This window comes from Petrocella sp. (assembly GCF_059865615.1).
The window spans coordinates 1-13,643 of the sequence record NZ_JCBCDA010000052.1; the positions used below are offsets into that span (position 1 = coordinate 1).

At 35.3% G+C, this 13,643-nt stretch carries 13 protein-coding genes; 1 reads left to right on the plus strand and 12 read right to left on the minus strand.

The window, feature by feature from the left end:
• The 12 genes from AC6F8J_RS06235 to AC6F8J_RS06290 all read right to left on the minus strand — a co-directional run.
• On the minus strand, positions 1-796 hold a 796-nt coding region (locus tag AC6F8J_RS06235; RefSeq protein ID WP_500721847.1), incomplete at its 3' end, for an HD-GYP domain-containing protein.
• A gap of 249 nt (positions 797-1,045) precedes the next feature.
• Positions 1,046-1,675: a hypothetical protein gene (locus AC6F8J_RS06240; RefSeq protein ID WP_500721849.1), complete on the minus strand. Its 630-nt coding sequence runs from the start codon at positions 1,673-1,675 to the stop codon at positions 1,046-1,048.
• Between the two features lie 217 nt (positions 1,676-1,892).
• On the minus strand, positions 1,893-3,620 hold the full coding sequence (locus AC6F8J_RS06245; protein ID WP_500721850.1) for a histidine kinase N-terminal 7TM domain-containing protein: 1,728 nt from the start codon (positions 3,618-3,620) through the stop codon (positions 1,893-1,895).
• Positions 3,621-3,632: 12 nt separating this feature from the next.
• Positions 3,633-4,283 (minus strand): response regulator, encoded by a 651-nt coding sequence (locus AC6F8J_RS06250; RefSeq protein WP_500721851.1) that lies wholly within the window; start codon positions 4,281-4,283, stop codon positions 3,633-3,635.
• Positions 4,280-5,650 (minus strand): histidine kinase N-terminal 7TM domain-containing protein, encoded by a 1,371-nt coding sequence (locus AC6F8J_RS06255; RefSeq protein ID WP_500721853.1) that lies wholly within the window; start codon positions 5,648-5,650, stop codon positions 4,280-4,282. Before AC6F8J_RS06255 ends, AC6F8J_RS06250 begins: the two co-directional genes overlap by 4 nt.
• Positions 5,651-5,902: 252 nt before the next feature.
• Positions 5,903-6,640 (minus strand): hypothetical protein, encoded by a 738-nt coding sequence (locus AC6F8J_RS06260; RefSeq protein ID WP_500721854.1) that lies wholly within the window; start codon positions 6,638-6,640, stop codon positions 5,903-5,905.
• A complete protein-coding gene (locus tag AC6F8J_RS06265; RefSeq protein ID WP_500721855.1) occupies positions 6,640-7,161 on the minus strand; it encodes a DUF6382 domain-containing protein in 522 nt (173 codons plus the stop codon). Before AC6F8J_RS06265 ends, AC6F8J_RS06260 begins: the two co-directional genes overlap by 1 nt.
• Before the next feature lie 40 nt (positions 7,162-7,201).
• On the minus strand, positions 7,202-7,402 hold the full coding sequence (locus AC6F8J_RS06270; protein WP_500721857.1) for a Flp1 family type IVb pilin: 201 nt from the start codon (positions 7,400-7,402) through the stop codon (positions 7,202-7,204).
• 9 nt (positions 7,403-7,411) lie between these two features.
• Positions 7,412-8,845, minus strand: coding sequence for a type II secretion system F family protein (locus tag AC6F8J_RS06275; protein WP_500721858.1), 1,434 nt, complete (start codon positions 8,843-8,845; stop codon positions 7,412-7,414).
• Between the two features lies 1 nt (position 8,846).
• Entirely contained in the window at positions 8,847-9,602 is a 756-nt protein-coding gene (locus AC6F8J_RS06280; RefSeq protein WP_500721860.1) for a type II secretion system F family protein, read from the minus strand.
• Positions 9,599-10,783, minus strand: coding sequence for an ATPase, T2SS/T4P/T4SS family (locus tag AC6F8J_RS06285; protein ID WP_500721866.1), 1,185 nt, complete (start codon positions 10,781-10,783; stop codon positions 9,599-9,601). Before AC6F8J_RS06285 ends, AC6F8J_RS06280 begins: the two co-directional genes overlap by 4 nt.
• A gap of 58 nt (positions 10,784-10,841) precedes the next feature.
• On the minus strand, positions 10,842-11,915 hold the full coding sequence (locus tag AC6F8J_RS06290) for a P-loop NTPase family protein (RefSeq protein ID WP_500721861.1): 1,074 nt from the start codon (positions 11,913-11,915) through the stop codon (positions 10,842-10,844).
• Positions 11,916-12,280: 365 nt separating this feature from the next.
• On the opposite strand from AC6F8J_RS06290, the gene AC6F8J_RS06295 reads away from it, so the two are divergent.
• Entirely contained in the window at positions 12,281-13,642 is a 1,362-nt protein-coding gene (locus AC6F8J_RS06295) for an 8-oxoguanine deaminase (protein ID WP_500721863.1), read from the plus strand.
• Position 13,643 lies beyond the last annotated feature (1 nt).

Here is a 13,643-nt window from a genome sequence, read left to right on the forward strand (position 1 = left end):
AATATTTTAAGGCTTTGGCCAATATAGCCGCATACCGCTCCACCCTTGTGGCATGACCACTTGTATAGGCATCTCGCATTAACAAGGCCTCATTTAATGCTTGAATGGTTTCCATGCTCATTTTTTGAGAATCAAAGTATAGCTTAAAAGAATATCTTGCCAGTAACAAAGGTATAAAGAACAAAGCAACAATCACCTTGCCATAGTTTATTTCCGCAAAAGCCAGTAAGATGCCTAAGGATCCTACAGCAAAAGTACTGGGTAAGGCACCAATAAAACTTTTAAAGAGATGAATGCTTTTCGAGGATCCTTCAAACCGAAAATACAAAGAAATAAATATAATACTGATTAATTCTGTCAAGCTTAGAAGCACAAGCGCTAAAATCGCAATCATATTAAATGACGTGTTTTGATGAATCAAATAACTATATGCTACACCCATCATACCGATAAAGATGGTATGACCTGCAATATTGTAAGCTGTAATACGAGGTCCCATATTAATAACATGTTTACGCTTTCCGTCAACTGATGGAAAGCGTAGTATAAAAGCAATTGCCGAAACCATAACCGCCACAAGTGGGTTAATGGTAATAAGTGTGGCTAAATAAATAGCCATACCTACAGAAGTTGATGCACCATTTTTTAGCATAATGATGAATGTCTCAGATATAATAGCCAACGTTCCCCAAAAAATAAGACCTTCAAAATCAATGTTATATTGATTAAATAAATAGTAATAAATAATAAGAGCGACTATAGATAATATTAAAATGTAGCCTTTTAACTTATTCATTATTACCTCCAAAATTATTAAAAGCCGACTAAATTATAGCTAAATTACTTGCTCACGCTCCAAAGTGCGCCTGATGCAAGAAGGAATGATACTAAACTAACGATAGTAGCCATTGCTCTAACTTTTATATTTTTCATTGAAATATAGCCTCCATTTTTATGATCTCTGCTATATCCACTATGAATAGCAGGCTATATTCCGCTCCTCTAGATAAAAAAGTTGTTGTTTTATGATTTAGTCGGCTAATAATTAATTTAAATCCAGATGCAAAACATGTCGATTTACTGCATCTAGGGTGGCTCTAGCAATGGCTTCATTGCTATCGTTTTGAATCTTGGCCGTTCCTGTGAATATCTCTTCCGAACCATTGAAAACAGAGGTCATGGCAACGACCATCACCTCCATGTTAGCCAAGTTCACTTTTTTCACATCTTCAAAAACAAACACATCGATGGCATCACAATACTTCTCAACGGCCCTGAGTACCACCGCGCCAATCAACCGTTTGAAATTATTGGCTGTTTGTACACCTAATAACTCACTTTCATAAATCTCACCTTGTTTTTCCAAAGCAACTTTAACCATTACATTGGAACCATTATTGTTATATTCTATTAGCTTAAGCTTGAGCCTAGGATCTTGGTCCAACTTAAGAGAACCGCTCTGTATTTGAGCGATAGATACTTTTTTATAGTCTATATTAATATTGAATTCAGAAATCATGATGGCTTCAATATCACGAAGAATTTGCTTCGGACTTCGCCTTAGATCAGATACGATGTGGATCTCACTAATTTTATCCTCTTGGTCCACTGTAATCTTACAACCGAGAACAGATTGAACTTTTTGCAGATAGTTTTCTATAGATTCTATATTCATATTTTCCCCCAACTCAATAAACTTTAATCCGCTTCTTACTTCAGTAGTTGCCGTTTTCCTTTTACTGATGTACTGGAATAGATTCCCATTTCGCCTATTTAAATTATAGTACAGATAAGATGCTAGTACAACCGTAACCACCTAGTACTATTTACTTATACTAGTCACTAAGCCTTATATAGTTTTGCCTCTCTTGGTCTGACTTCATAGACTATTCTTATATCGGCAATACTGCGTGAATATTAAAGCCCTTACCATCCGGTGAGCCAAAAGATAATAATCCGGATAAATCAGCTACCCTCATTTCCATACCCTTTAGTCCATTGCCTTTGACTACATTAAGAGATCCTATTCCATCATCAATGATAACCAAGTCCATTGTCCTGTCTTTATGCTTAATGCGAATGGTTATATTTTTTGCATGCCCATGTTTTAAAGCGTTGGTCAGCGCTTCTTGACATATCCTATATAGGCCATCGTATATTTGAATTGATAATTTGAATTCTGTGCGCTTGTAGTAAAAATCAACATTCACACCTGATTTTTCATAATCATTAATTAACCTTTCCAGATCGTCAATAAGACTATTAAGGTCCATGACGTTCTTAGACTGGCTCTTTATAGATTTTTTTAGTTCAAAAAATCCACCTCTTATGATGGCTTTACTTTGTGTTGTTTTTTCTTTGAGGAAATCTGTGTTTTTACCTATGTTATATTTACAACTTTCCAGAAGAGATATTACCAAGGTGACTGAGTGACCTAATATATCATGGACCTCTTTAGATATTCGGTTTCTTTCTTTGGCTACTGCTAATTCTTTAGTAATCGTTAGATTGTCAGAAAGTTGTCGATTGACTATTTGAAGATCATTGTTCTTAGCTTCTAAGCTTGTGAGCAATTCATTATATTTTGTGATATCAATTATTCTAAATACATAACCAATCGTATCTTTTGAATGATCTATAATTTTTTCTAACTTGAGAATATAACAATGCCATTGCTTATGGACTTGCATTCTGAATTCTGTTGTATATCGGTTTTCATTGGCTTCGAGGCATCGACTGATACCTTTCTGTAGGTCTTCAAAATCTTCTATTTTGGGACGAACGATTTCAATGAACTCATCTATTGTTTCTATAAGTTTTAATTTTTCATGACTTTGGATAATCTCCTCAATGATATTGTTTTTTTCAATGATTCTTCTGTCATTATCTATAATGATGATCCCTTCATGTATGTTCCCAAGAATCATAGACCTTGTTACCATTTTAATGTCCAGAAACCGATAACGATGAGCAATATATCCAAAAATCAACAACGTGATGTTAAACATAATTGGAGTAATGTCAAATCCAATCTCTATTAAACGAAAAACGTGAATAATATTGGCAACAATTGGCAACAGAAGACCCAAGTTAAATAAGACGCTCTGCAACCATGAAACCTCATCTTTTTTATCCATTAGTATGCGAATCAAAAAATAATAGGAACCGACTACCATTATGTAATTAAAGGCTGTGTGAATATAAAACCAAAATCCATAACTGTTCTGATAAATGGTTACCGATGTGAAGAAAAGATAGTGGTATTTATTGGTTAAGACCATTAAATAGTTAATGGTTGGTATACCATATATTAAGGTTCTGATAAGCTTTGGTAATTTTTTGGTTTTATTATAATAGTAGGTGAATTCAAAAAAAGTTGCACCAAAATAACAAACGCCAATATATTGAATGACAACCCATATCCATGCATCATCGTCGTTAATCATTGTTTTGGTCATTACTTTTGCTAGAAGCCAAAGAATCATTAGACCTTGGGCTTTTAAAAACATATAAAGCAGGTTGCTTTTTCTTGCTTTTAAATAAAAGGTCACATTAATTGCGATTGAAATAAAAGCAGATAATGTATAGTAAAATGTTGCATAGAAAATCTCTTTACTCATATGAATATTCCCCTATGTAAGATTGTGCTTGATGGCAAAGACTGCGATTTGTGTTCTATCTTTTAGTCCTAACTTACTCAGTATTTTTGATACTTTATTCTTAACGGTTCCTTCTGTGAACTTCAGGCTATAGGCAATCTCCCTATTACTTTTCCCATCGACCATCCGTTTTATAATCTTAATCTCTATTGGTGTTAAGTCATAGTTTTTTAAGGTTTCCTGCTGATCTTTTTCTTTACTATGCACATCTATGATTTCTTCTTTTACGATGTTGACTACATTCTTGTGCATCACATATAGATTGTGATGCACACTTTTTACGGCCAATACAAGTTCCTCTGGTTTAATGTCTTTGACAATATAACCGTCCGCGCCGTATTCAATAGAGTCAAAAATACTTTTTTGATCTTCGAAGGTTGTTAAAATGATGATTTTTATGGATGGGTATAACGCTTTTATTTTTGTTGTCGTTTCAATTCCGCCAAGCCTTGGCATTCTAAGATCCATTAAAATAACATGAGGTCGATAGCTTTCACAAATATTTAATGCTTCATACCCATCATTCCCCCCATCTATGGCCTCGATATCCGGATTTTGTTTAAGCATGTAGATCATGGTTTCTTTTAGTAATAATTGATCATCTACGCACATGACTTTAATCATATTTCTACCCCCATTTTTTTAAATCTTGTGACTGCACATCGTATTTCTGCAAGACCTTTCCTGGCTCTTTCTATAGTCTCTTCAAGCACCGCTTCAAATTGTATTTGATTATCCTTTTGATCAAGTATTAAATCGCATTTTTCCAAAAGTGCCAACACTTCCGTCATTGAATGTCCTAATGTATCATGAACCTCAGACATGAGCTTGTTACGCTCCTTTTCAATGGTCAACTGATGTATAGATGCGATATGGTCTTCCAATCTTTTTTTTGCTTCCATTAATTCTTCTTTTTTGTTCTCAAGGGCAAGGTATAGATTCTGAATCTCAGTAATGTCATGGAAGGTAATGATGGTTGCAATCTTAGACCCATAAAGATCATTGATGGCTTTCGTTGTATATTGAATGTTCAAGTAGGTGTCGGACTTCTTTTTCTTAAATGCTATCTCTCCACTAATATAGTCGCTCTTACCTACTTTTAATGCAATGATTAGATTGTCTAGATCTTCTGAATCATCCACTATTTTGGCAAAAGCATCAATCACATCTTCCATTTTTTCACAGTGATTCAAGTCAATAAAACGGTTAAAAAACAAGGCATTATAATCCTCTAAATCATTATCTACATTAATTACCATAAACCCATCATCAATAAACTCAACAACATCTAACAAGGCATGGGGCAGAATATCCAAAAACTTATACTTAAGTACGGATATGGTGATTAAGAAAAGTGAATAGGGCATGACCACTAAAGAAATATTGAAGTCCAAATCTATGAGCTTAATGGTATTTAGTATATGTATTGTAATTGGCACTATGATTGCTGCAGAAAAGTAAAGCATTTGCCGCTTTCTGTATATAGATCGGTACTTTGATTTTCTAATAAAATGATAGATACCACCCAAATAGTAAAATAGTGTCGTATAGATCAAAGCCCAACAAAGTGGGCCATAGATTTCTTTTTGGATTGTAAAGCTTTGGTAGAACTGATAATGCAAAGGGTTAGTCAATACACTTATGTAGAAGAAAGTCGGTGGACTAAGTAATACCGCTAGCTTTAATTTACTCGGTGACTTTAAGCCGCGATAGGATCTGGAAAACATATATGCAAAAAAGCCAAGATAACAGATGGCAATATATTCAATACAAGATATCAACCATTTGATTTCTACACTGGGCGCCACGCGTTCAAAAATATAAAATGTGGTCCATAGCCACATGACAAAAACGATACATAGAAACCATCTAACTATAGCGCCACCTTGACTCTTAACTCTTATGACAATACCAAGAATAATCATATAAGCAGCAGAAAATATCAGTAAAAATGTAATCCATGAGTTTTTATATAGTTCAATGCTTTCCATTGTGCCTACCTCCTTGTCCTATATTTATTAAACCATAATCTTCTTAAGAAGACAATATTTTAACAATCTATGTGGGCGCAAAATAATAGGCGTGATTACTCACGCCTATTTCTCCCATGCATCCTTTACAAACCTCGTTCTGTGGATTTGATTTTTATATTTCGGACTTCATGCCCGTCCTGTTCTTAATTCTACAGGTTATTATGGCCACTTGATAGTATCTTAGGTCATTTAATTAGATGACTTTAGTCACTATATAGTCTTATTTACACTTATTGACATTTCCAAATGCACTTGTTGTGTTTTTATATCAAAATCCAAGGCTATTGGATTTCCCTTTTTGTCTGTATGGTAGCTTATCAGAGCTTCTTCAACCATAAATGATGTCGCAAGTAAATGGCTCATTTCTTTAATCATTGTTTGTGTCAATATTGAACTTAGATCTAAAGCATAGGTTACCACTTCTCTTTTAATTGGATTATAACTTTTTTGATTATCTTTAATCCATGAAGGGTTGACTTCTATTTCATTTTGAACACTTTCCCATATCTGATTTATTGTCACTTCATTAGAAGTCGTTTGATGGATGAATGCGCTTATATCCATTGTTTCTCTACCACCTACTTCAGACTGGATTAAATGTGTATTTCCCAATCCTCGGTAACTACCTAGGCGTACTTTTTCATATCCAAAAGCATCTTTTAATGATATTTGCAACCCATGATTTTTTGTTTTAAAATCAAGATCCCCATCTATCTCAAAGTGAATGGACAATTCATTGCTCATCTTTGCCATGTTTGCGTCTATCAAAATAAGCGTACCTCCACCTTCAAGGTGATAGGGACCATCATTTAGGATTTTGTCGATACTTTTGTATAGGCCGACCTGATAGGCTTCTTGTCTAATAAGAAAACCGTTAATCAATAGTATATGAAACACCATGCCGACCAAAATCAGGATTGCCGATTTATGGTTACTTAAAACCTTCATCATAATGATCCTAAACTTGAAGACAAGCCTTCATGAATAAAGGTATCCAAGTTAAAATCATCCGCTTCAAGACCTAAACGTAATTGATGCATTTTTATCATCACATCTTCATCACCTAAATTAATATACGGTTGCAACTGACTTAAAAAAACTTTTAGATTACTTGCTATGTTCATTTCTTCCTCGCTACGGACCGGTAAGTATATAAATCTATAGTTGTCACTTTTGTCTACATAAATAGCTTCCCATTGTAACTTTAATTGACAAGGCTCCAACATGTAATCCATACAATCTGTCAGAGCTCTTTTAAGATGTAATAATAATTTTTCCATTTTTCTTTTTGAAATATATGTGTTTTCATCTTTTTTATGAAGTGCTTCAAAGCCCTTAAGTTTCCAATAAATCTTTATATCATTTTCTTCAAAACTATACTCAAAAGGTATCAGACTTAAAATTTGATTGTGTTGACACATTTTTATTTGATAGTAGATACATTTTTCTAATGGATAGATTTCTATCAATGGCTCACCCTCTTTTCTATAATTCTAACCTTTTGAACCCTTATGGCGTTATTCCATCAACGCTCATTTTATCCAGTAGTTCATTTACCAATTGCATAATCTTTTCTTTGAACAAAAAACCAATGGCTATTAATACGAGAATGATGATGGCAATCTCAATTACCCCCATACCACACTCGTCTTTAATGGCTGCTTGCATCTTGTTTTTTAACCACATACCTTTAAATAATAATTTTCGCATAACACCCTCCTATATTTTCATCGCCATAAAAGTAGGTACCATGACAATGATTAGTACTGTAATCAAGCTAATACCCATAGGCAATAGCAATTTGGTACTTGCCTTCTCACCAAGTCTTCGTGCTGTTGTTGTTCTAATGGTCCATGCTTCCTCACTAAGTTGCTTTAAGGCAATGGTCATAGATTGACTACCCCGCTTCAGATTTTGAGTGATTACCGCAACAAATCTAATAATCTCTTTACACTGTGTTCTTTTTCCAAAGCATTCCAAGGCCTCAATCTCAGATATACCATTTTTGATATCTTGACTGACCAAGATCATTTCTTCATAAAGTATGCCTTTGGACATCTTATTTTGCTGATGATCGGCTACTATTTTTTGCCATGCGCTGCTAAAGGTCATACCCGCGTTGATTAGCATGGTCAGTTTATTTACTACGGTTGGAAAATCGTACAAAATCTCTTCTTTTTTAGAAATAAGGGTCTGATCTAACTCCCTCTTTTTTAGAATATAAAATACTATTGCCATTAATACTGCCACTAAAAAAATTTTGAATCCAGAGATACCTACTTCTTGTGTTGACCAGAGCACCGGAATTTGGCTTTCTCCTGTTGTAACCGGTAGAATGATTCTGTCATCTGTTCTCACAACATGGTCTTCTATAGTTTCTGCAAAGTCTTTTGCGCTTGTTTCTTTAAGCCTAATCTGAAAATCATAGACATAAGCCATGGACACTTCCCCAAGACCTAAATTCACCAATAATGAAACTTCGTAGGGTGTTGAATGCGCCATGACATCCCTTTTCAGTACCCCTTCATGGCTTAAATAGTCTGTCGTAAGTGAAGTGTAGCGTACTGTAACTTCTTCTCCAAATGGTTTCTTGGGTAGAAAAAGATCCTCATGTACATCGTTAGGGTTCATCCCTTTTAGCATAAGCGGTTCTAACTTAGAAAAGTTGATGCTTAATAACTCAACTGCCAAATCTCTGTTCGGTAACTTCGGTTCGACTCTGACGGGCAAACGGCCGGTCAGACTTTCCTCATCTTCTATAGTGTAGTTCAAATCATAAAGAATCGGATCTTGGTCATATGGGGGTCGTTCAATTATAGGATCCATCTCTCTTGAAGTTTCATAATCTTGTCCAATAGCTAAAGCAAAAAGCCCTCCAAGGAAAAGTACAAGCATCACCAAACCAATTCGGTTGCCTTGATATCGGCAAACACCTTGTTCATAATCCCTCGGTCTATATATCTTGCTCAGCTTCTCTAGCTCCTGATTTGTCAGCAATCTTTTTACTTTGTCAAAAGACAGACGCCTTAAAATAGGCGCACCAAGAATATACAAAAAGTCCGTTCTATCTTCTCCCTCTTGTAATGTGCGCTTGGCATAGACAAAATATAATACATGTATCCCCAAAAAAAATATTATTATGACTTCGTACATATCACACCTCTATAGTAACAATTTTTTCTCCGATTTTACGACTGAGTAGATACAAAAATAGTGCAAAAACCATTACCAATCGACCAATCCACGTCTCATACAAAGGGCTGAGAAAATCCGGTGACGTTAATTGAAAAAACAAGATCATCCCCGGAATGATATATGAGAGGATTTTTTGTTCAAACTGCTTTTGGACCACCAGTAAGTCTATTTCTTTTTGTATCTCTATTTTTTCATTAATCATATGAGTTGTCTCTCGAATAATTCTAATTAAATCACCACCCGTTCTTTTGGCCATAATAAAAACACCGGTAAAATTATGAATATCTTCTACACCTGCGCGCATTGCAAAATCCTCAAGTGCAGATTCTATGGTCTCGTTCATGTTAAGCTTTTTTACTATAAGGGACCACTCTGTGATGATATCCGTTTGATGGTCATAAAGGATTCGAAGGTCTGCTAATGTCTGTATAAAGGCTTGTTCTGCTGATCTTCCTGCCGATAGTGATGAAGATAAGGTATACATTGCTTCACGAAATTGCTCTCTTAAAATATTTTTTCTTTTTTTGACGGATAATGATTTTTGTTCTTTTATATGAAAGTAAACACCTAAACATGCAATACCTGCAAATATAGGATGGTTGAAAAAAATCATGCCCATAATAAAATAGTAAGCGATTCCCCACAAGATATGAAGGGTCCATTCTTTTTTAGTATAATCAATTCTATTATAAAAAATATCACTTTGCTGACTCATATGGGTAAACACTCCTTTATATTGGATAAAAGTAGTTTTTCACGATTTTGTAGTCGGTTACCACTTCGAATTAGCTGACCGGATACTTCTTCATCGGTTGATTGCGCATCTTCTTGAAATGTATAGAGGGGATTCATAACAACCTGCCCATTTTTGTAAGTTACAATCTCAACCACTTCCAGAACCTTTCTTGATTTATCTCTTAGTCGACCCAAATGTACCATGACCTCAATAGCTGAAGCAATTTGTTGTCTTATTGCTTCAAGGGGCATGGCTGATCCTGTCAGTACCATGGTCTCAAGGCGACTTAGCATATCTATAGTAGAATTTCCATGTCCTGTTGACAATGAGCCATCATGACCTGTATTCATCGCCTGAAGCATATCCAACGCTTCATGTCCCCTAACTTCACCTACAACAATTCTATCTGGTCGCATTCTAAGGGATGATTTGATTAGGTCTTTAATGGTAATCGTCCCACGTCCTTCAACATTTGCATTTCTAGTCTCTAAGCTAACTAGATTTGATACTTTATTAATCTGCAGTTCTGCTGAATCTTCTATGGTAATAATCCTTTCATCATCGGGTATTGCATTCGACAACACATTTAGAAAAGTGGTTTTACCTGAGCCTGTACCTCCACAAATAAATATATTGTATTTGGCTTTTACAAATGTTTGAAGTACCAAAGCCACTTCTGATGAAATACTTCCCCACTTTACTAGGTCCGACATATCAATAGGTTTTTGTGGAAATTTTCTAATGGTTAAGGTTGGTCCTTTCAAGGCAATGGGTGGTAGTACCACGTTGATTCTTGATCCATCTGCCAATCTAGCATCACAAATAGGTGAAGACTCATTCACAACTCTGTTTACTTTTGATACAATCATCTGAATAATGTTTTCAAGTTGCTCTTGTGAGTCAAAGGAATAATCCAAGCGAGTCACATGTCCATTTCTTTCGATGAAGATATCTTTAACTCCATTAACCATGATTTCAGTTATACTCTTGTCATCTACAAGGGGTTGAAGAATATCCAGGCGCCTTAAGGCATTAAAAGCTTTTTCTTTAAGATGTAGTCGCATTGTAAGAGGTAGATAGGTTGTCCGTGTCATTTTTTTTAAAATCTCTTCAATAATAATTTCCACTTGATCATCTAGCACATCATCCATTAATCCCATTTCATTACGAACTTCACCTAATAAATGCTTATAGTGGTCATCACTTATTGTCTTTTGATTAAACATTGCGCATCAACCTTTCGATTTTTTGATAGGTGGATGATTGATTATTGAATTGTATTTTGCCTTGGCCAACTTCTTTTATTAGGGTATCATCAAAATCAAGTATTATATCACCTTCTACTGCACCATATACAGATGTTGGCAATATTTTATTTACCACCACGGTCTTGTCTTTTAGGATTTGATCCTCACTCAGTCTTTTTAGGTCTTCCATAAAAACCAACCACTTTTTATAACCCTTAATATCACCGCGAACATTAAAAACTCTATGATGACATTTTTTTATAAGCTCAAGAGTCTTTTCCAAAAAATCTTGGGCAAAATCTATAACCAAATAATCATAATCACTTTTTTCAATCATATAGTCTATCCAAGTGATCCATCTATGCTGTTCAAAACTTGATAAGTCACCTTCGCTAACAGCGGGCATCAGATAATGAATGCCTGAGACCGAATCCACAGACTTCATCTTCTCAAGCCCCATCATCCAATTGTTTTTTGACATGATATGCATCATATAGTCTGATAAGTTATCCGATGATCTGTCTTGGTAGTTTAGATGATAGCTGGGAAAGGACTCTAGACTTAAGAAAAATACTTTATGGCCTAGTTTGGCTTTGGACGCTGCTATAATCTGGGCAACTGTTGTATTACCCGATCCTCCTGCCGGACTATAGCAACCTATTAGTTTCAAATTACTGTTTTTTTTATTGACCAACTCTTTGGTTGTTTGTTTAAGAAATAGATCTTTTATAATTGACTCTATCTCTTTAACGCTTTGATATTTAAAAATATGGTGCAAACCATGAAGGTTATAGTCCGTATGATCTTCTACCATTAATATAATATGTTCTTTCATTTCTTTTGATATTATAGCCTGAACAAATGGCATTAATTCTTCACTACATAATATAAGATCATAGTAATTCAAATTCAGATATTCTTCTAAGTCATCCCCTTTTTTGAACATTGTCATCTCAAACTGGTTTTCTTTAGAAAGAACCAGATTTTCAATCAATTGATTATTATATTCTTGATCGCCCCCGCCAATTAATAATCTACATCGCATAATTGCCTCCCTTTACATGACCTCCTAATTATACTGAACAGATTTTTAATTGTAAAGAAGTTTTTGTTTATTTTGTATATATTTTATTAGTTTAAGATATTTTTATTGTATATTTTTACATATTCTCCTATAAATGGAGACGTTTTCCAGTTTTTAATAGCATATGCTTTAACCTAGCTAAGTTGGTCTAAGCTGATATAGATTATATAGATTTGATTGCATCAAAACGTAGACTATTGTATAATTATCTTAAGATTAAGGAATCAAAATGATCTAAATAATAAAATACGTGTTGAGTTAACCACAAAAAATACTCTGTTTTTTTCTGCAGGTTTTTTGTGGTTTTTTTAATCAAGGAGGTTCCCATGTCATCATTATTATTAAAGAATATTGACCACATCTATACGTTTAATAATCAAGAAGACCACTTGGAGCATCAGGACCTACTAATTGTTAATGGTGTTATCACCGCTATCGGCGTAAATCTCCTTTCAACAACAGATACCAAAGTTATTGACTGTGAAGGTCTTGTGGCTTTACCTGGATTTGTTAACACCCATCATCATCTTTATCAAACCTTATTCAGAGGGCTTAAAGAAGTACAAGAAAAGCCTCTTTTCCCTTGGTTAATTGGCCTTTATGAGTTCTGGCAGCATCTAACACCAACAGCTGTGTACCATGGTGCTATGGTTGGCTTCTCGGAATTGTTGCGCACCGGTTGCACTTTGACCGCCGATCATCATTATGTTTTTCCAAACGGTCAGCCTTCCACTTTAATTGATGAACAGATTCAAGCGGCTAAAGACATTGGCATGCGATTTCATGCCACAAGAGGCTCTATGTCTCTTGGAAGAGATCATGGTGGCTTACCGCCCATGACGGTTGTTCAAGAAGAATCCCTTGTTTTGGAAGATTCTCTTAGACTGATTCAGACTTATCATGACCCTTCTGACTACGCTATGACCAGAATTGCACTGGCACCTTGCTCGCCTTTTTCTGTAACATCAGACCTTATGAAAAATACAGCTCTACTTGCAAGAGAACACAAGGTCATGATGCATACCCATTTGGCTGAGACCTTAGATGAAGAAGCCTTCTGTCTTGAGAAATATGGACGTAGACCTTTTGAACTCATGGAAGATCTAGGTTGGGTTGGAAAAGATGTTTGGTATGCTCATGGCATATTCTTAGATGATCATGAAATACATCGACTAAATGGCTCCGGTATTGCCCATTGCCCTTCTAGTAATATGAAGCTTAATAGTGGCATCTGTAGAACTTCTGAGCTTCATAATATCGGTGCCAATATTAGTATTGCGGTAGACGGAAGTGCTAGTAATGATGGCTCAAATATGTGGGAAGAAGTCAGACGGGCTTATTTGCTCAATCATCTTAAGTACGGTACAGAGGGTCTCGATGCCTATAATATTCTAAAAATATCTACAAGAGGTGGCGCACAAGTTCTTGGAAGAACCGACACCGGATATCTGGCGCCCGGTATGGCCGCCGATCTTAATCTTTTTGATTTATCTGGGATTGAGTATGCCGGTTGTCACGACCCTTTGGTTTCCCTTGTTTGTCTTGGTAATCATTCATATACGAAGATGACTATTGTTGCCGGTGAGATTGTCTCTAAAGACGGTGAGCTACAGAAAATTGATACAGAACAAATGGCTAAAGATGCTCATAAGACTGCTGTTGATTTGGTTAAGAGAGTTAGGGGTTAAG